The sequence below is a fragment of the Prevotella corporis DSM 18810 = JCM 8529 genome (assembly GCF_000430525.1).
Taxonomy (GTDB): Bacteria; Bacteroidota; Bacteroidia; order Bacteroidales; family Bacteroidaceae; genus Prevotella; species Prevotella corporis.
Window position 1 is genome coordinate 22,081 of record NZ_AUME01000010.1, and the last position, 18,864, is coordinate 40,944.

At 40.4% G+C, this 18,864-nt stretch carries 17 protein-coding genes; 14 read left to right on the forward strand and 3 right to left on the reverse strand.

Features of this window, described 5'->3' with window-relative positions:
• The first annotated feature begins 17 nt into the window (after positions 1-17).
• The 3 genes from rny to H515_RS0103255 all read left to right on the forward strand — a co-directional run bounded on the left by rny (position 18) and on the right by H515_RS0103255 (position 3,615).
• The gene (gene rny / locus H515_RS0103245) at positions 18-1,559 is read left to right on the forward strand and encodes a ribonuclease Y (protein WP_025875456.1); all 1,542 of its coding nucleotides are present in this window, start codon (positions 18-20) and stop codon (positions 1,557-1,559) included.
• Between the two features lie 423 nt (positions 1,560-1,982).
• Positions 1,983-2,936, forward strand: coding sequence for a helix-turn-helix transcriptional regulator (locus tag H515_RS0103250; RefSeq protein ID WP_025875458.1), 954 nt, complete (start codon positions 1,983-1,985; stop codon positions 2,934-2,936).
• A gap of 67 nt (positions 2,937-3,003) precedes the next feature.
• Positions 3,004-3,615 carry a response regulator transcription factor gene (locus H515_RS0103255; protein ID WP_025875460.1) on the forward strand — a complete coding sequence of 204 codons (612 nt, stop codon included), beginning with the start codon at positions 3,004-3,006 and terminating at the stop codon, positions 3,613-3,615.
• A gap of 1 nt (position 3,616) precedes the next feature.
• Here H515_RS0103255 and cls read toward each other — a convergent pair whose 3' ends face one another.
• The 3 genes from cls to kdsA form a co-directional block, all read right to left on the reverse strand.
• Positions 3,617-4,873, reverse strand: a complete 1,257-nt coding sequence (gene cls / locus H515_RS0103260; RefSeq protein WP_238300092.1) for a cardiolipin synthase — start codon at positions 4,871-4,873, stop codon at positions 3,617-3,619.
• A 93-nt stretch (positions 4,874-4,966) separates the two neighbouring features.
• Positions 4,967-5,938: a KpsF/GutQ family sugar-phosphate isomerase gene (locus H515_RS0103265; RefSeq protein WP_025875464.1), complete on the reverse strand. Its 972-nt coding sequence runs from the start codon at positions 5,936-5,938 to the stop codon at positions 4,967-4,969.
• Positions 5,935-6,693 (reverse strand): 3-deoxy-8-phosphooctulonate synthase, encoded by a 759-nt coding sequence (gene kdsA, locus H515_RS0103270; RefSeq protein ID WP_028901579.1) that lies wholly within the window; start codon positions 6,691-6,693, stop codon positions 5,935-5,937. The genes H515_RS0103265 and kdsA overlap by 4 nt, the downstream gene beginning before the upstream one ends.
• A 321-nt stretch (positions 6,694-7,014) precedes the next feature.
• Here kdsA and H515_RS0103275 point away from each other — a divergent pair, with 321 nt between their 5' ends.
• The 11 genes from H515_RS0103275 (at position 7,015) to H515_RS0103330 (ending at position 18,844) form a co-directional block, all read left to right on the forward strand.
• On the forward strand, positions 7,015-7,902 hold the full coding sequence (locus H515_RS0103275; protein ID WP_025875466.1) for an ATPase: 888 nt from the start codon (positions 7,015-7,017) through the stop codon (positions 7,900-7,902).
• Positions 7,903-8,449: 547 nt separating this feature from the next.
• Entirely contained in the window at positions 8,450-8,800 is a 351-nt protein-coding gene (locus H515_RS0103285) for an NADH-quinone oxidoreductase subunit A (protein ID WP_025875468.1), read from the forward strand.
• On the forward strand, positions 8,791-9,675 hold the full coding sequence (locus tag H515_RS0103290; RefSeq protein WP_025875470.1) for an NADH-quinone oxidoreductase subunit B: 885 nt from the start codon (positions 8,791-8,793) through the stop codon (positions 9,673-9,675). Before H515_RS0103285 ends, H515_RS0103290 begins: the two co-directional genes overlap by 10 nt.
• 14 nt (positions 9,676-9,689) lie before the next feature.
• A complete protein-coding gene (locus H515_RS0103295; protein ID WP_028901580.1) occupies positions 9,690-11,264 on the forward strand; it encodes an NADH-quinone oxidoreductase subunit D-related protein in 1,575 nt (524 codons plus the stop codon).
• A gap of 46 nt (positions 11,265-11,310) precedes the next feature.
• Positions 11,311-12,420: an NADH-quinone oxidoreductase subunit NuoH gene (gene nuoH / locus H515_RS0103300; protein ID WP_025875472.1), complete on the forward strand. Its 1,110-nt coding sequence runs from the start codon at positions 11,311-11,313 to the stop codon at positions 12,418-12,420.
• A 28-nt stretch (positions 12,421-12,448) separates the two neighbouring features.
• On the forward strand, positions 12,449-12,982 hold the full coding sequence (locus H515_RS0103305; RefSeq protein ID WP_025875474.1) for a 4Fe-4S dicluster domain-containing protein: 534 nt from the start codon (positions 12,449-12,451) through the stop codon (positions 12,980-12,982).
• 11 nt (positions 12,983-12,993) lie between these two features.
• Positions 12,994-13,536 carry an NADH-quinone oxidoreductase subunit J family protein gene (locus tag H515_RS0103310; RefSeq protein ID WP_025875476.1) on the forward strand — a complete coding sequence of 181 codons (543 nt, stop codon included), beginning with the start codon at positions 12,994-12,996 and terminating at the stop codon, positions 13,534-13,536.
• The gene (gene nuoK / locus H515_RS0103315; RefSeq protein WP_025875478.1) at positions 13,533-13,841 is read left to right on the forward strand and encodes an NADH-quinone oxidoreductase subunit NuoK; all 309 of its coding nucleotides are present in this window, start codon (positions 13,533-13,535) and stop codon (positions 13,839-13,841) included. Before H515_RS0103310 ends, nuoK begins: the two co-directional genes overlap by 4 nt.
• Positions 13,842-13,851: 10 nt before the next feature.
• Positions 13,852-15,876: an NADH-quinone oxidoreductase subunit 5 family protein gene (locus H515_RS0103320; RefSeq protein WP_025875480.1), complete on the forward strand. Its 2,025-nt coding sequence runs from the start codon at positions 13,852-13,854 to the stop codon at positions 15,874-15,876.
• A 4-nt stretch (positions 15,877-15,880) separates the two neighbouring features.
• The gene (locus tag H515_RS0103325; RefSeq protein WP_025875482.1) at positions 15,881-17,392 is read left to right on the forward strand and encodes a complex I subunit 4 family protein; all 1,512 of its coding nucleotides are present in this window, start codon (positions 15,881-15,883) and stop codon (positions 17,390-17,392) included.
• 12 nt (positions 17,393-17,404) lie between these two features.
• The gene (locus tag H515_RS0103330) at positions 17,405-18,844 is read left to right on the forward strand and encodes an NADH-quinone oxidoreductase subunit N (RefSeq protein ID WP_025875484.1); all 1,440 of its coding nucleotides are present in this window, start codon (positions 17,405-17,407) and stop codon (positions 18,842-18,844) included.
• The last annotated feature ends 20 nt before the right edge of the window (positions 18,845-18,864 follow it).

Here is an 18,864-nt window from a genome sequence, read left to right on the forward strand (position 1 = left end):
TAATAAATCAATTGTACATGAGTCCTATACTAGCAATTATCATTGCACTTATATGCCTTTTCCTGGGAATTTTTGGCGGATATGCTTATTTCCGTTATGTAGTTAAAGGTAAATACAACGAGTTAATGGTGCAGGCGGACAAAGACGCCGAAGTAATAAAAGAGAAAAAACTTTTAGAAGTGAAAGAAAAGTTCCTCAACAAGAAGAGCGAACTTGAGAAGGAGGTACAGCAACGTAATCAGAAGATTCAACAAAATGAGAATCGGTTGAAACAGCGCGAAATGTCATTGAATCAGCGCCAGGAGGAAATAGGCCGACGTAAGCAAGAAGTTGAGCAGATGCAGCAACGTATCGACAACGAGAAAAAGTTGCTTCAGGTCAAGCAAGATGAACTTGTTAAGATGCAAGAGCTTGAAAGGGCAAAATTGGAAGAACTTTCTGGCCTTAGCGCTGATGAGGCAAAGAGTCGTTTGGTTGAGAGCCTCAAGGATCAGGCTAAACTTGATGCGGCATCATATATCAATGAGATTGTTGATGAAGCCAAACTAAATGCCAATCAACAAGCTAAAAAGATTGTTGTTCAAACTATTCAGCGAGTAGCTACTGAAACTGCAATTGAAAATTCAGTAAGTGTGTTCCATATCGATAGTGATGAAGTAAAAGGAAGAATCATTGGAAGAGAAGGCCGAAATATTCGCGCTTTGGAAGCAGCTACTGGTGTAGAGATAGTTGTTGATGACACACCGGAGGCTATTGTTATTTCTGCTTTTGATCCTGTACGTCGTGAAGTTTGTCGTTTGGCCTTGCACCAGTTAGTAGCAGATGGAAGAATTCATCCAGCTCGAATTGAGGAGGTTGTGACCAAGGTGAAGAAACAGCTTGACAGTGAAATCATTGAAACAGGAAAGAGAACAGCAATTGACCTTGGTATTCATGGACTCCACCCTGAACTGATACGTATTGTCGGTAAGATGAAATATCGCTCTTCTTATGGACAAAATCTTTTGCAACATGCACGCGAGACCGCAAATCTTTGTGGCGTCATGGCGAGCGAGCTAGGATTAAACCCAAAGAAGGCGAAACGAGCTGGGTTGTTGCATGATATTGGCAAGGTGCCTGATGAAGAAACAGAATTGCCTCATGCACTGTATGGTGGAAAGATTGCAGAAAAATATAAGGAGAAACCAGAAATCTGCAATGCTATTGCGGCACACCATGATGAGGTTGAAATGTCAAGCCTGATAGCGCCTATTGTTCAAGTTTGTGATGCTATTTCTGGTGCTCGACCTGGTGCGCGTCGCGAAATTGTCGAAGCATATATCAAGCGATTAAATGATTTGGAAGCGATTGCCATGAGTTACCCTGGAGTGACAAAAACTTATGCAATACAAGCAGGTCGCGAGTTGCGTGTAATTGTTGGTGCTGATAAGATGGATGACGTTGAAAGCGAGAAATTGAGTACTGAAATAGCCGAAAAAATACAAAATGAAATGACTTATCCAGGCCAGGTAAAGATCACTGTCATTCGTGAGACCCGAAGTGTTTCTTATGCAAAGTGATAGAATAATACATTCCCCAGCCATTACGGTAATGAATTTATTTTAAGCGAACGATAATCGTTAATATTATACGAAAGGGCCATTTTAATCTTCGAATTGCGAGTATTGAAGTGGCTCTTTTCATATTTTTTGAAGGTTTCCTATTATATCGTTGTGAGTTTCTATAAAACTTTGTACTTTTGCAGAAGAAGATAATAAATTCCAGAAAGTTGTCTTGTTAGCCATGTTGGTGATAGCAAAATGCTTAGTCAAACCACTCTGTGTTTTATTCTAAAGTAGATGCGCTGGCAATAATCAGGTATAAATCTTTCCCGCAGATGCAATTCTTACGATAAGGTATTCGCTAAAACCTTTTTGATGGTTATATGTTTGATATCTATATTTTGTTGACTGTGGGAATATTTTTTATAGGAAACGAATCACATGAAAAATCAAAAAATGTATGAGGCTGATGATAAAATGATAACTCTTATCAGCGATAATTATGACCTGTTGCAAACATTGGGAAGTTTTGGTATAAGTCTTGGCTTTGGCGATAAAATTGTTCGTGAAGTTTGCGAAAGCCAGAATGTTGATACATATACTTTCCTGACTGTGGTGAATTTTGTGATTAATGGATACAAGGAATTCGACGATGCTGAGCGTTTGTCAATTCCCACATTAGTACAATATCTTAAAGCGAGCCATACTTACTATCTTGATTATGAGCTACCTTTTATTCGGAAGAAGTTGAATGATTCCCTTGATGAAAATGACAACTTTGCCCGTTTAATCCTAAAACTGTATGATGAATATGCCCATGATATTCAAAAACATATGAAATATGAGGAGAGGACAGTTTTTCCTTATGTTGACTCATTGTTGGCAGGTTATGCCGATGAAAAATATGATATAGAAACATTCTCAAAACACCATACTCAGACAGATGTCAAATTACGGGAACTAAAAAATATTATCATCAAATATCTTCCTATAGATGCTCAACATAATAATCAGCTAACCTCTACTTTGTATGATATTTATAATTGTGAAGATTGGTTGGATCAACATGCAAAGGTTGAGGAAGAAATTTTTATACCGGCTATTCGTCATTTGGAGATGAAAACTAAACAAAATGATGTTTCTGTGAAGATCTCCACCATGCTTAAGCCAAGTGTTACCACTGAGACATTGAGCGACAGGGAAAAAGACGTTATTATCTGTGTGGTGCAAGGCATGACAAATAAGGAGATTGCGAATCATCTGTGCATTTCAACGAATACGGTCATTACCCATAGAAGAAATATAGCTCGAAAACTGCAAATTCATTCTCCTGCAGGCTTGACAATTTATGCGATAGTCAATAATTTGGTTGATATTAGCAGTGTAAGTCTTTAAGTTTTGAATATTTTAATTACCCCTAATTAGTATGGATAAAAGTTTGATGATGGGCGAAGAGGTAAAAATGGGTATTGACAAGATGATGAACGGTCGTCCACGAATGGCAATAGTTGACCCTAACATGTTGGCTGTTTTGGGATTGAAGCAAATACTTCAGAAGGTAATTCCCATTATAACAGTAGAAGCCTTTTCTAATTTTCAAGAATTTGCTAATGCCATTCCTGATTCATTTTACCATTATTTCGTAGCTCAAACTATTGCTTTGGAAAATCGGGCTTTCTTTACAGAAAGACTCAACAAAACAATTGTGTTGACTACATCAAAAAATCCTAACTCCCAGTTATCTGGGTTTAATAGCTTTTGTGTTAATGACACAGAAGATCAACTGATTAAAAATATTCTTAGGGTTGAGCAACAAGGTCACGCTGGAGGCAAAAACTTTCCAGATATGCCACAGGTGACTAAAAACAAGATTCTTGGAAATAGGGAGATAGAAGTGTTGGCTCTAATAGTTCAAGGCTATATCAATAAGGAAATTGCAGCAAAGTTGTGTATCGGCCTGACAACTGTAATCACACATCGTAAGAATATAATGGAAAAATTGGGAATAAAAAGCGTTTCTGCCCTAACAATTTATGCCGTTATGCATGGATATGTTGATATTAACGATATCTAAACTATAATACGGGGGCGAATAAATGTGCAATCCACCCTCTAATTTTTTGCCATGGTGTTCTCCAATTATCCCAAACTTCCTCGGTTAATCTAAAGCAGTCTTTTTTCTCATGCTCAAATAAGGTGTCAATTTCCTTTGTGGTTTCTTTATCAATGATTACCACATTCTCCTCTCTATCCCATCTTAGACTTCTTGAATTTAAATTAGCAGAACCGACAGTACAAAACTTTCCATCAACCAAAATTGTTTTTGTATGATGGAATCCAGGTTTGTAAATCCATATTATACATCCTGATTTCATTAATTTGTGAGCATTATAGAATCCACAGTCGGGAGTAAGTGGAATATCGCTTTTCTCACTGAGCATAATTTCCACTTTAACACCTCGCTTAGCCGCTTTTTTCAGTGCCTTTTTCAGACTACAGCTCAAAGTGAAATAAGGATTGATGATTTTTATACTGTCTTTGGCATTGTTGATAGCATTAATATAAAAATATCTTATTATCTCATTGGAAACCTGCGGCTCTCTATTGATGATACCCAGCATTTTACTGCCTGCTGATTTGCATAAGTCTGGTTTTAGTCCTTTTATATATTCTGCATTCGATATCCCCCGGAAATATTTGGCACCTTGTATTTTCTTTCCTGCAACTTTCCACCACATCTTAATGAATATTTTCTGAAGCGTGTTTACTTCTTCTCCTTCAATACGACAGTGCAAGTCGTGCCAAGAACCAACGGTCTTAGTACCTTTAATGTAATAATCAGCAACGTTCATACCTCCTGTGTATGCGATCTTGCCATCGATAATGACTATCTTCCTGTGGTCACGGTTGAAAATGTCGTGAATCCATGGAAATCTTAAAGGCTTGAACTCATGTATTTCAATGCCTTTCTCCCTAATGGATCTAAGGTGTTTTTTTTTCATAGGCTGATTGTTGCTGGCATTTCCGAACCCATCAAAAATGGCCCGTACCTCAACACCTTGGCTCGCCTTCACGGCTAATCTTTTAATGAGCTCCGCATTGATAGAATCATTTCTGAAATTAAAGTATTCAAGGTGGATACTCGACTTCGCTTGTTCGATGGCCTTGAACAAGTCGTCAAATTTCTGTTGACCATTGGTCAGCAGGGTTATTGAGTTGTTGTTTGAGAACTTAACGCCTTTTGAGCGAAGTTGTTTGACTATCAGCGAGTCAGAACTGTAGCATGTTGTATCTATTCCCCAAATGGTAACTTTGGGAACAGATGCTTGTATAATTGATGTAAAACACCAAAATACAATAGCGAGGACGTGATTTGTCTTTTTGCTAAATATCACTAACTTTCTATGTTTGCTGGAGTATAAATATTAAATCATACAGCTGTAATGGTCAACTACTCCTAACAATCTTCTATCTTTATCACAAACAAGAACTGTATGAATCTTGTATTTGTGCATTATTCGTTGAATTTCAGTAATCTTAGTTGTGGGCGATACTGTCTTCGGGTTCTCTGTCATAATGTCGTGGACAGTATGGTCGAAGAACCTTGATTGCCATTTTTCCATGGCACGCCTAATATCACCATCAGTGATCAACCCTACAATCTTATCGTTCTCAAGCGATACGCCAAGTCCTAACTTGCCTTTGCTTACCAAAATGATAGCATCCCCCAAGTGCGTGTCTGATGGGATGATGGGTAAGTCATTGGAACGCATGACATCCTGAGCTGTTGTGAGCAAACGTTTTCCTAATTCTCCGCCAGGATGGAAATGGGCAAAATCTCCAGGACGGAATTTCCTCACTTCCATAAGTGCTACAGCCAGCGCATCACCCATTACTAATGCAGCTGTGGTTGAGCTTGTCGGGGCGAGATTCAGCGGACAAGCCTCTTTCTCAACCCAAACTTTGATGTGAACAGTAGAATATTTTGCAAGAAGGGATTTAGGATTGGCGCTCATTCCAATAATGGGGATATTCATGTGGAGCACCATTGGGATGAATCGCAATAGTTCGTCTGTCTGTCCTGAATTGGATAGTGCTAAAACAACATCATCCTTTGTCATGACTCCAAGGTCTCCATGATAGACATCAAGCGGATTGACAAAGAAGGCTGGTGTTCCTGTAGATGATAGGGTAGCAGCGATTTTTGCACCGATATTGCCACTTTTGCCAACACCTGTGACAATGACTTTTCCTTTGCAGTGATACATTAATTCGACTGCCTTGTCGAAATTTTCATCGAGTTGGTCGATTAATGCCAGAGTTGCATTTGCTTCTTCTCTGATACATTGTGTTGCGTATTCCCTTACGCCATGAAGACTATCCTCTGAATGTTTCATCGTAATTTGTCAATAAGATTATCAAGGTTGGATAATTCCAGCATATTGGCGGCATCACTTAAGCCTTGGTCAGGATTGGGGTGCACTTCAAAAAAATAGCCTGTCGCCCCAAAAGCCTTAGCAGCTAATGCCATGGAGGGGACAAACTTTCTGTCGCCGACAGTCTTGCCATCTCCTGCACTCGGCCGTTGTACGCTATGCGTGCAATCCATAATCACCGTTGGTACTATTTCCCTCATGTCAGGAATGTTCCTAAAGTCAACAACCAAATTATTGTAACCGAAACTATTGCCACGCTCTGTCAGCCATACTTCTTTTGCTCCGCTTTCCATGCACTTCTCTACAGGGTATCTCATGTCTTTCCCGCTGAGGAATTGCGCTTTCTTGATGTTTATAATCTTCCCCGTCTTTGCGGCCGCAACAAGCAAGTCGGTTTGTCTGCAAAGGAAAGCCGGAATCTGAATAATGTCCGCTACGTCGCCCACAGCTTCTGCCTGATGACTTTCATGTATGTCTGTTAAAATTCTAAGTCCAAATTCTTCCTTTATTCTTTTCAACATTGCCAGTCCATCTCTAAGACCTGGTCCTCGATAAGACGTTAAACTGGTACGGTTAGCTTTGTCGAAACTTGCCTTGAAAATGATATCCAAATCGTATTTCTTGTTCAAGCGCACAAGTTCTTCTGCAACAGTTTTAAGTAATTGCATGTTTTCAATGACACAAGGTCCTGCAATAAAAACATTTCTATTTTTCATATCATAAGGAATGCAAGGAGAGGATTTGCCAGTTGTACCCACGTTGTTATAATTTTCACAAAGTCAGCAGAAGCGAAATGAAACTCTAAGCTGATGACATCTTAAAAATTATGATTCTGTTGAAACCCAAACAAGTTAAGTAGTAATCCTGACATGTTTCATATTGCGGATGATACCTTTGTTGTCTGTAGTTTTCTTTGAGAAAATGGCATCTCCATACCATATTTTATTTTAATATTGCAAAGATACTAAAGTTTGGCGTTATAGATATAGCATTCCAGATTTTTTTACTACTTTTGCATGAAATAATTATTCTTTCTTATGATATTAGTAGCAGATAGTGGAAGCACAAAGACCGATTGGGTTTTAGCGCCAGATACTTGTTCTTCAAATAAATCCGACCACTCTTTCACAAAAGTGAAGACTCAAGGTATCAATCCGTTCCATCAATCCATGGATAGAATTGAAGCAATCATGCAAAACGAGTTGATCACACATTTGAGCAATGAGATGGGAACAGATTCCCCTTTAAACGCGATATCCTCTGTCGCCTTCTATGGAGCAGGCTGCAATGAGGCTTCCATTCCGATGATGACAGATATCATGCAAAAAATATTTCCAACTGCGACTATCGATGTTGCTAGCGACATGCTTGGTGCTGCCCGCGCACTTTTCGGCGATGAGCAAGGTGTTGCATGTATTTTGGGAACAGGCTCTAACAGCTGTTATTATGATGGAAGGAAAATGTTGCGAAATATACCGCCTCTTGGCTATATTCTTGGCGATGAAGGAGGAGGGGCATCCTTGGGGAAATTATTTCTTAATGGTATTTTCAAGGGAACAATTTCGAATGAGATACGTGACAGGTATTTGGAGAATGAAGGATTTGTCTATACAGACGTGATAGAAGCCGTTTATAGAAAACCCTTGCCCCATCGGTTTTTGGCATCTATTTCAAAATTTATTCTGAAAAATATTTCAGAACTGGAACTTCAAGATTTGGTGAGACGGAACTTTGATCTATTTTTTAAGAATAATATCCGTCAGTATGATGATTTCGGGAATAAGAAAATTTCGGCAATAGGAAGTATCGCACATTACTATAAGAATCTCTTTATTGAGATAGCAAAAGACAATGATTATGAAGTGATTGATGTTGTGCAGTCGCCATTGGAGGGACTGTTGTCATACCATCAACAGCACCGATGAGTTGGCATTTCTTCATGTCTATGGTTTGGCGCATACGAATAATATTTTTTGTCAAAAATCTTTATAGCTGCACAGTTATACCTTATGTTTTGTAACGTAAAAGGTCATCTATTGCCCACCGATTAGTGACCTTTTGCCATGCAAAACGTAATCTTTTAGAGACTGTTCTGTATATTTCTCAAAATCAGCAGTTTTCTGTAGGTGTGGAAACGGTTGCCTTGTAAATATTTTTCCTATTCTATTTCTCTTCATTGACCTTCTCAATGTTGATTTTGATGCTGTGCTCTATCATTAATCTTTTCAATTGTATGTGATGTAATAGGAATACAGCAGTTTGTGGGCTTTATATCTCCACGCAATTTTTAATTCGCCGAAAATACGAAGTTTTATCAAATATTTCTGATTTGTAAAGTTGAGTTGACAAATAGCCATTCTTTTTTCGCTTCTTTTTTGCATTATTTTCAAAATGTTTTGTAACTTTGCACACGTTTTAAAACAACCTAATAAAATTACAAGCGAATTATTAAAATTATAGCTATATAAATTTATGTATTTCACACTTTTTATCACCGTTTTTATTACGGCTGCCTTTTTGGTTGTTGCTGCTTATGTAACGGCAAAACTGATAGGTCCCCGTTCTTACAATCCGGTAAAGGGTGAGCCTTACGAGTGTGGTATTCCTACTTATGGACCTTCATGGCTTCCATTGCACGTGGGATACTATCTCTTTGCCATTCTTTTCTTGATGTTCGATGTGGAGACAGTCTTCCTTTATCCTTGGGCAGTAGTTGTAAAGACATATGGTCCTTTGGCACTTGCCACCATCGGATTCTTCATGTTGGTATTGGTATTTGGCCTTGCTTACGCATGGCGGAAAGGAGCACTCGAATGGAAATAAGAAAGCCGAAAATCAAGTCAATGCCTTATGACGAGTGGAAAGACAACGAAACGTTGGAAAAAATGGCCAACGATTTGAATGATGGTGGCACGAATCTCGTTCTTGGAAATCTGGACCAGTTGATAAACTGGGGGCGAAGCAACTCGCTTTGGTCGCTGACCTTTGCAACATCATGTTGTGGTATTGAATTTATGGCCGTTGGTTGTGCACGTTATGACTTCTCACGCTTTGGTTTCGAAGTTACGAGAAATTCTCCACGTCAGGCAGACTTAATTATGTGTGCAGGCACTATCACGAATAAGATGGCACCTGCGTTGAAGCGTTTGTATGACCAGATGGCAGAGCCCAAATATGTCATCGCAGTTGGCGGTTGTGCTATCTCTGGAGGCCCATTCAAGGATAGTTATCATGTCATGCGAGGTATCGACGAGATTATTCCTGTTGATGTTTATATCCCTGGATGTCCTCCGCGCCCTGAAGCAATCATCTATGGTATGATGCAGCTGCAACGGAAAGTGAAGATAGAGAAATTCTTCGGTGGGGCAAATAAGAAACAGAACAAGGAAGAACGCTTGTTGGGAAAGAGTAACTCTGCCATCATCTTTGAGGAAAAATTAGGCATCAAGGCAGAGGAAATAAAAGTCCAACGCGAGGCTGAATTTGCCGAATCAAAACAACCTGCTGTCAAGCCAGCAAGGCCAGCTCGTCCTGCGGTGACTCCGAAGACTGAAGAGGTTATAAAGAAAGCTAATACGATTGTTGTAGATAAGCCTGTTACAAAGGAAGATGTTGAAAAGTTGGGGAAGGAACTGGATCAATTGAATAATGAGAATCCAACCAAGCCAATTGATACTAATCCAACAACAGCTAATTGATAAGGTGCGAAAAAATGAAACTAGAAAACAAAGAATTTGGTTTTGATAGTTTTGCCACAGAGATGGCAAGACTGAAAAGAGAACAGCATTTCGATTACCTTGTTACTGTAGTGGGAGAGGACTTCGGCGCAGAAGAGGGACTCGGCTGTATCTACATTCTCGAAAATACTCAAACACATGAACGTTGCTCTGTAAAACAACTTGCCAAGAAAGTTGATGAGGATTATGTTATTCCTTCAATTTATAGCATTTGGGCTGATGCCGACTTGTTGGAACGCGAGGTTTATGATTTTTTTGGTATCAAGTTCCTTGGTCATCCAGACATGCGTCGTCTCTTCTTGAGAAATGATTTTGTGGGTTATCCACTTCGCAAGGATTACGACATGGACCCCGCCAAGAATATGTTCACAACAGAGGATGATATCGAGGTTGATACAACGACCGAATGGAATTTAAGTTCTGACGGTGATCTGAAAGCTACAAAACACAGATTGTTTACAGAGGACGAGTTTGTTGTCAATATAGGCCCCCAACACCCATCTACTCACGGTGTATTGCGCTTGCAAACTGTTCTTGATGGTGAGAAAGTTAAGAAAATTTACCCCCATCTTGGCTATATCCATCGTGGTATAGAGAAAATGTGCGAGTCTTATACATATCCTCAAACTTTAGCCTTGACAGACCGAATGAACTATCTGTCAGCCATGATGCACCGCCATGCCTTGGTTGGCGTGATAGAGGAGGCTATGGGAATCGAATTGTCGGAGCGCATTCTCTACATCCGTACTATTATGGATGAATTGCAGCGTATTGACAACCACTTGCTTTATACTTCTTGCTGTGCGCAGGACTTGGGTGCACTCACGGGTATGCTGTATGGCATGCGTGATCGCGAACATGTGCTGAATGTTATGGAAGAGACGACAGGTGGGCGATTGATTCAGAATTATTATAGGATTGGCGGTTTGCAAGACGATATTGATCCTAACTTCGTGGCTAATACGAAGGCACTGTGCAAATATCTTCGTCCGATGATTCAAGAGTATCTTGATGTATTTGGCGATAATGTGATTACTCATCAGCGCTTTGAGAATATTGGTGTCATGAATGCGGAAGATTGTATCAGCTATGGTGTAACAGGTCCTGCTGGACGTGCCGCTGGTTGGAGAAACGATGTCCGCAAGTATCACCCGTATGCAGTTTATGATAAGGTTAACTTTGAGGAAGTTGTGATGGACAATGGTGATTCTATGGATCGCTATTACTGCCATATCAAGGAAATGTATCAGAGTCTTGATATCATCGAACAACTCATTGATAATATACCTGAGGGTGATTTTTATATCAAGCAGAAACCAATTATTAAGGTTCCAGAAGGCCAGTGGTACTTTTCTGTTGAAGGAGCAAGTGGCGAATTCGGTGCATATCTTGACTCACGTGGCGACAAGAGTGCGTATCGATTGAAGTTCCGCCCAATGGGCTTGACGCTCGTCGGCGCAATGGATAAGATGTTACGCGGCCTGAAAGTGGCCGACCTGGTGACAGTCGGTGCCGCGCTGGACTTCGTTATTCCCGACATTGATCGTTAAGAGTGAACTATGATAATAGAAATGAATTAAGAAATAAATCATATACATGTTCGATTTTAGTATTATAACGAATTGGTTCGACCAGTTGCTGAGAATAAACTTAGGGCTTGGTGATTTTTGGGCCATTCTTATCGAGTGTGTGATAGTTGGCTTGGCCATTATCGTTGGCTATGCTGTTCTTGCTATCATACTCATTTTCATGGAACGTAAGGTTTGTGCCTATTTTCAGTGTCGAATTGGTCCAGTTCGTGTTGGATGGTGGGGTACCTTACAAGTGTTCGCCGACGTGCTTAAAATGTTGATAAAGGAAATTTTCGTAGTAGATAAGGCAGATAAATTACTCTATTACTTAGCTCCTTTCCTTGTTATAGCAGCCTCTATCGGAACATTCTCATTCCTCCCATGGAATAGGGGTGCACAAGTGTTGGACTTTAATGTAGGTGTCTTCCTTGTTACGGCAATTAGTTCAATTGGTGTGCTTGGAATCTTTATTGCAGGTTGGGCAAGTAATAACAAGTATTCTGTGCTCTCAGCTATGCGTGCTGCAGTTCAGATGATTTCATACGAGTTGTCTTTGGGCATCTGCCTGATTTCTGTGGTGATTCTTACGGGAACAATGCAGATTTCAGAGATTGTTGAATACCAAACTGGTCCATGGAGATACCTTTTGTTCCAAGGACACATTCCAGCATTGTTGGCCTTCTTGGTATTCTTAGTAGCTGGTAATGCGGAGGCAAATCGTGGGCCGTTTGACTTGGCTGAAGCTGAGAGTGAATTGACTGCTGGTTATCATACAGAATATAGTGGTATGGGATTTGGTTTCTATTATTTGGCTGAATATCTTAACCTCTTTGTTATCTCTGCCCTTGCTGCAACTATGTTCTTAGGAGGTTGGGCACCAATTAATATTGGGGTGGAAAGTTTCGATAACATTATGAATCTGATTCCAGGTATAGTTTGGTTCCTCGGAAAATCTTTCTTTGTAGTATTCCTACTCATGTGGGTACGTTGGACTTTCCCAAGATTACGAGTTGACCAAATATTGAAGTTAGAATGGAAATACCTTATGCCATTAAGTCTTATCATTCTTGTGATGATGACAGTATGTGTGGCATTTGGATGGGTTAATCCGTTCAATTTCGAATCTATGTTTTAAAATAGAATAATAAGAATTTATAATTCTAATGGAAAATAAACAATCATATTTCGGAGAAATCGGAGCTGCTTTTAAAACTCTGACAACGGGATTGAAGACTACTATGAAGGAGTACTTCACTCCCAAGTCAACTGAGCAGTATCCGGAAAACCGTAAGACAACGCTGCATGTGGCCAAACGCCATCGTGGTCGCCTCGTGTTTAAGCGTGACGAAAACGAGAATTATAAGTGTGTTGCTTGCTTGATGTGTGAGAAGGCTTGTCCAAACGGAACAATCAAGATCAACAGCGAGATGCGAACAGACCCAGAGACGGGAAAAAAGAAACGCCAATTGCTCGATTATCAATATGACTTGGGCGATTGTATGTTCTGTCAGCTTTGTGTGAACGCATGTAACTTCGACGCTATTAAGTTCACAAATGATTTCGAGAATGCCGTATTTGATCGCTCAAAGCTTGTTTTGCACCTTAATGAAGAAATTTATAAGGGTGGTTCATTACCAAATATCGTCGAAGGAGGTGCTGATTGGGAAGTCGGCACGTTTAACACTAAAACCAAATAAGGAACAAAGATATGGGTAAATTAATTATATTTGCTATTTTGGCAGTGATAATTCTCGGCTCTGCTGTGTTCTGCGTGTCAACCAAGCGTATTATGCGAGCTGCAACAGCATTATTGTTTGTACTTTTTGGTGTGGCAGGACTTTATTTTCTGCTGGACTATACCTTCCTTGGGGCAGCACAGATTAGTATTTATGCCGGAGGTATAACGGTAATGTATATCTTTGCAATCCAGTTGGTAAGTAAAAATACTCTTCAAGGACTTTCTGAGAGCTGGCTTGGCAAGAGAAGTGTTGTTGCTGGGTTGATAGCCTTGGTTGGGGCCGCTACAGTAGTTGGCGTGTTCTTGAAGAATAATATATTAATGGAAGTTGCTTCAAAGGCTACAACTGCTGATACAGAAGTTTCAATGGAAGTTATCGGTAAAAATCTCATGAGTGCTGATAAATACGGATACGTACTACCATTTGAGTTTATTTCCGTTTTCTTATTGGCTTGTATTATCGGAGGTTTGGTGATTTTGAATATTCGTAAAAAAGAGGAGGTAGAAAAATGATACCAGTAGAATATTTTTTCATCCTCAGTGGATTGTTGTTCTTTATTGGAGTCTTTGGTTTTGTCACCCGTCGTAATCTTGTTGCGATGCTTATCTCCGTAGAGCTAATCTTAAATAGTGTTGACCTTAATTTTGCAGCATTCAATCGTTTGCTCTATCCAGAAGGATATGAGGGAATGTTTTTCACCATTTTCTCTATTGGTGTAAGTGCTGCAGAGTCAGCAGTTGCTCTTGCTATAATAATCAATGTTTACCGTCATCTTCATAGCGACCAGGTGAACAGTATTGAAAATATGAAATTATAAGAATAAGGTTATGTTTGATTACGCATTTTTGATACTTCTTCTCCCATTCCTAAGCGCTATAGTTCTGGGATTGTTTGGAATGAAGATGCCGAAAGCGGTAGCAGGTATCATTGGTACATGTATTTTGGGGGCACTCTTTGTGTTGAGCCTTTATACAGCCTATAACTATTTCTTCTATACGGGTGAATACACCTCTATGGGAGAGACGTTTAAGGTTGTAGATGGAAGATTGACGAACGGCACTTACCCGATAGTGACTGTTTTCAATTTCACATGGTTGAGATTTACAGAGTTGTTGACTTTCAATATCGGTTTCCGGCTCAGTCCTATTAGTGTGATGATGTTAATTGTTATCACCACTGTCAGTTTTATGGTTCACATTTATTCTTTTGGATATATGGCGGAACGTGACAAGGACTATAAGTTTGAAGAATATGAGCACGGTTTCCAACGCTTTTATGCGTACCTTTCATTGTTCTCAATGTCAATGTTAGGACTTGTTGTTGCAACAAATGTATTCCAGATGTATCTCTTTTGGGAGTTGGTTGGTGTATGTTCTTACTTGCTCATTGGATTCTATTATCCAAAGCACACTGCAGTTCATGCGAGCAAGAAGGCTTTCATCGTTACACGTTTTGCTGACTTGTTCTTCTTGATAGGTATTTTGTTCTTTAGTTTCTATGTTGGAACTTTCAATTTTGACCTTACTGCTGATGCAAGTCTTGCCGATAAGTTGGCTGCTGTTGCTTCTAATCCAGAAACAGCTTGGGCTATCCCGACTGCACTTTTCTTAATGTTCATAGGTGGTGCGGGCAAGTCGGCCATGTTCCCACTTCATATTTGGCTGCCCGACGCTATGGAAGGCCCGACTCCTGTCTCTGCATTGATTCATGCTGCTACGATGGTGGTTGCTGGTGTATTCCAGGTTGCAAGTATGTTCCCAATCTATATCAAGTTTGGGGCTATTGAGCAGCTTCATTGGATTGCCAATATCGCCGCCTTTACAGCATTTTATGCAGCGGCAGTTGCATGTGCTCAACGCGATATCAAGCGTGGTTTAGCATTCTCCACCATCTCTCAGATAGCTTATATGCTCGTTGCACTTGGTGTTTGCTACGCAATAGACAATGAAGATGGTGGTCTCGGTTACATGGCGTCAATGTTCCATTTGTTCACTCATGCAATGTTTAAAGCGCTCCTTTTTCTCTGTTCTGGTGCCATCATTGTTATCATCGGCAGTAATTTCAAGGAGTATATGGGCGGATTGCACAAGTATATGCCTATTACCAACGCATGCTTCCTGATAGGTTGTATTGCTATTTCTGGTGTGTGGCCGTTTGCAGGGTTCTTTTCAAAGGATGAAATTGTAGCAGCTTGTTTCCAGTTCTCTCCAGCTTTAGGATGGTTCATGACTTTGGTGTCAGGTATGACAGCGTTCTATATGTTCCGTTTGTATTACGTTATATTCTGGGGAAAGTCTTACTATGAGGAAGATCCTGAGAATCGTCGTAAGCCACAGGAAGTTCCATTTGTCATGTGGGGACCATTAGTATTCCTTGCTATCATTTCAATTTTTGCAGGTTGGATTCCTTTTGGACATTTTGTAACAGCTACAGGACAGACAGCAGAAATTCATTTACAGCATTTCCATTTTTCAAACGTTGCTTGGTTCAGTCTCTTAGCAGCTGCCATTGGCATCAGCCTTGCAACGTGGATGTATATGCCAAAGAATAATCCTGTCGCTGATACGCTGGCGAAAAAGATGCCGAGACTTCACAAGGCAGCACTCAATAGATTCTACATCGACAATGCTTGGCAATTCTTTACTCATAAGATTGTATTCAAGTGCTTCTCAATTCCTATTGCATGGTTCGATAGAAATGTTATCGACGGTACATTCAATTTCATGGCCTGGGGAACACAGGAGGCTGGAGAGAGCATTCGTCCATGGCAGAGCGGTGATGTCCGCCATTATGCAATATGGTTCATTACAGGAACAATAGCTTTAACATTAGTAATACTTTGCTTGATTTAGAGAGATGAGTTGGATATTAACAATATTTGTGATAATCCCCGTATTGATGCTCTTAGGCCTTTGGGTTGCTAAGAATGATAATCAAGTACGTGGCGTGATGGTAGCAGGTTCCACAGCATTGCTGGTTGGAGCTATTTGGCTGACCGTCTATTTTGTTCAACAGCGTAATGCTGGCAATACCGATACCATGTTGCTGGCTAACTCTGCGATGTGGTTTAAGCCATTGAACATCGCATTTGCCGTTGGAGTAGATGGTATCTCTGTGGTGATGATTTTGCTTTCTGCAATTATCGTGTTCACTGGTACATTTGCAAGTTGGCAGCTTGAACCGATGAAGAAAGAGTATTTCCTTTGGTTCGTATTGCTTTCATCAGGTGTATTCGGTTTCTTTATTTCGACCGACATGTTCACCATGTTTATGTTCTACGAAGTAGCTTTGATTCCTATGTATCTTCTGATAGGTGTATGGGGAACAGGCGCCAAGGAATATTCAGCTATGAAGCTAACCCTTATGTTGATGGGTGGTTCTGGTTTGTTGATTTTCGGAATCCTTGGCATCTACTATTTCAGTGGAGCTACGACGATGGACGTTGTGGAATTGGCAAAGATGCACGCAATGCCAAAGAATATTCAAAATATTTTCTTCCCATTTGTATTTGTTGGGTTTGGTATTCTTGGCGCACTATTCCCATTCCATACATGGTCTCCTGATGGTCATGCTTCAGCCCCTACGGCCGTATCTATGCTTCATGCTGGAGTGTTGATGAAGTTGGGAGGTTATGGCTGTCTCCGCATTGCAATGTTCATGATGCCTGATGCTCTTGAAATGTGGGCGCCAGTGTTCCTCGTGTTAACTACTATATCGGTTGTTTATGGAGCGCTTTCAGCTTGCGTTCAGACGGATTTGAAGTATATCAATGCTTATTCTTCAGTGTCTCACTGTGGAATGGTGCTTTTTGCTTTGCTAATGGTGACTCAGACCGCCATCACTGGTGCAATTCTTCAAATGCTCTCTCACGGTTTGATGACAGCTCTGTTCTTCGCATGTATCGGTATGATTTACCACCGTGCTGGAACTCGTGATGTTCGCTATCTTGGCGGTTTGATGAAAGTCATCCCATTCCTCGCTGTTTCATACGTTGTGGCTGGTTTGGCAAACCTTGGCCTTCCAGGCTTTTCTGGTTTCATAGCCGAAATGACAATTTTTGTAGGGTCGTTCGAGAATGGCGGAACGTTCCACCGCGTTTGTACAATCGTAGCTTGTACTTCAATCGTTGTAACTGCCGTTTACATTCTTCGTGTGGTTGGTAAGATATTATTCCAGACAATTCCAAATCCGAAGTTCCTTGAACTCCACGATGCTACCTGGGATGAACGCTTCTCGATAGGAGCATTAATTTTCTGCGTAGCTGGTCTCGGTTTGTGTCCATTGTTTTTTGAGGACATGATTATCAGCGCAGTTGGTCCAATATTCGACCATATCATTGCTTATGTACCAAATTTGGGTAATCTTTAATAAACTGGCGAAATGAATTATAGTGATTTCTTTAAAATGATTCCAGAGGCAAGTCTTGTTGCCATTCTGATAATCTTGTTTATTGCTGATTTTATCTCAGCAAACAAAGAAGACCGCAAGTGGTTCAATCCGCTGTCTTGCGTACTCATGCTTGTGAATACTGTCATTTGCCTTGTTCCAATGGATGCGCAAAATGCTTTTGGGGGAATGTACGTGACTTCAACAGCAGTAGATGTCATGAAGGCAATTCTGTCTTTAGGTACATTCATTGTGCTGTTGCAGAGCCGTGTATGGGCAGTACGTAGTGAAAAAGAGGGCGAGTTCTATATGCTTGTTGTTTCCACCCTGTTGGGTATGAATATGATGATGAGTGCTGGGAATTTCCTTATGTTCTTTCTTGGCCTGGAGATGGCTTCTGTCCCCTTGGCATGTGCCGTTGCCTTTGACAAGTATCGTAAATACTCCGCTGAAGCTGCTGCAAAGTTCATTTTGACAGCGACCTTCTCAAGTGGTGTGATGTTGTACGGTATCAGTTTCATCTATGCAGCTTACGGTACATTTTATTTTGATGATATCGCAACAAAACTACAGGCTACGCCACTCACAGTTATGGGTTTGGTGTTCTTCTTCAGTGGTTTAGGCTTCAAGATATCCTTGGTTCCATTCCACTTCTGGACAGCTGATACCTACCAGGGAGCGCCTACCACCATTACTGGCTATTTAAGTGTTATATCGAAAGGAGCTGCTGCCTTTACCTTATTGAGCATACTCTTTCACGTTTTTAGTGGTATGATGGAATATTGGCATGTTTTGATGATGATTGTGATAGCACTTTCCATAACTATCGCCAATCTTTTTGCTGTTCGTCAAGGCGAGCTCAAGCGATTCATGGCATTTAGTTCTATTTCACAAGCTGGCTACATCATGTTGGCAGCTTTGGGCAACGATTGGAGCACTTCCGTATCTTCATTGAGCTACTACGTTCTCATTTATGTTGTTGCTAATATGGCAGTGTTCACAATCATTTCAGTTGTGGAACAAAATAATGGCGGTAAAACAGAAATATCCGACTACAATGGTTTTTACAAGACCAATCCACGTCTTTCATTTCTGATGACCATTGCCATGTTCTCATTGGGAGGTATTCCTCCATTCGCTGGTATGTTCTCCAAGTTCTTTGTGTTCATGGCTGGAGTGAAGGGGGCAGATATTACCACTTTTCAGGGTGCTTGGATCTATGGAGTACTTTTCATTGCATTGATTAATACAGTTATTTCACTTTACTATTATCTGAAAATAGTGAAGGCAATGTATATCAATCATTGCGATTCACCATTGCCAACATTCAAGAGCGACAATAACACAAAGTTCGCATTGGCCCTCTGTACCACAGGCATTGTGCTCTTTGGCGTATGCAGCTATATTTATGAGTGGATTGCTTCAGCAGTATAAGGCATCAAATAAATAATGAT

Excerpts from the sequence above, each read along its gene's own strand:
- H515_RS0103325 (WP_025875482.1), top strand. The coding sequence starts at position 15,881 with ATGAGTTGGATATTAACAATATTTGTGATAATCCCCGTATTGATGCTC.
- rny (WP_025875456.1), top strand. The coding sequence starts at position 18 with ATGAGTCCTATACTAGCAATTATCATTGCACTTATATGCCTTTTCCTG.
- H515_RS0103310 (WP_025875476.1), top strand. The coding sequence starts at position 12,994 with ATGGGTAAATTAATTATATTTGCTATTTTGGCAGTGATAATTCTCGGC.
- H515_RS0103295 (WP_028901580.1), top strand. The coding sequence starts at position 9,690 with ATGAAACTAGAAAACAAAGAATTTGGTTTTGATAGTTTTGCCACAGAG.
- H515_RS0103290 (WP_025875470.1), top strand. The coding sequence starts at position 8,791 with ATGGAAATAAGAAAGCCGAAAATCAAGTCAATGCCTTATGACGAGTGG.
- nuoK (WP_025875478.1), top strand. The coding sequence starts at position 13,533 with ATGATACCAGTAGAATATTTTTTCATCCTCAGTGGATTGTTGTTCTTT.
- H515_RS0103275 (WP_025875466.1), top strand. The coding sequence starts at position 7,015 with ATGATATTAGTAGCAGATAGTGGAAGCACAAAGACCGATTGGGTTTTA.
- H515_RS0103305 (WP_025875474.1), top strand. The coding sequence starts at position 12,449 with ATGGAAAATAAACAATCATATTTCGGAGAAATCGGAGCTGCTTTTAAA.
- H515_RS0103320 (WP_025875480.1), top strand. The coding sequence starts at position 13,852 with ATGTTTGATTACGCATTTTTGATACTTCTTCTCCCATTCCTAAGCGCT.
- nuoH (WP_025875472.1), top strand. The coding sequence starts at position 11,311 with ATGTTCGATTTTAGTATTATAACGAATTGGTTCGACCAGTTGCTGAGA.
- H515_RS0103330 (WP_025875484.1), top strand. The coding sequence starts at position 17,405 with ATGAATTATAGTGATTTCTTTAAAATGATTCCAGAGGCAAGTCTTGTT.
- H515_RS0103255 (WP_025875460.1), top strand. The coding sequence starts at position 3,004 with ATGGGTATTGACAAGATGATGAACGGTCGTCCACGAATGGCAATAGTT.
- H515_RS0103265 (WP_025875464.1), bottom strand. The coding sequence starts at position 5,938 with ATGAAACATTCAGAGGATAGTCTTCATGGCGTAAGGGAATACGCAACA.
- H515_RS0103285 (WP_025875468.1), top strand. The coding sequence starts at position 8,450 with ATGTATTTCACACTTTTTATCACCGTTTTTATTACGGCTGCCTTTTTG.
- H515_RS0103250 (WP_025875458.1), top strand. The coding sequence starts at position 1,983 with ATGAAAAATCAAAAAATGTATGAGGCTGATGATAAAATGATAACTCTT.
- kdsA (WP_028901579.1), bottom strand. The coding sequence starts at position 6,693 with ATGAAAAATAGAAATGTTTTTATTGCAGGACCTTGTGTCATTGAAAAC.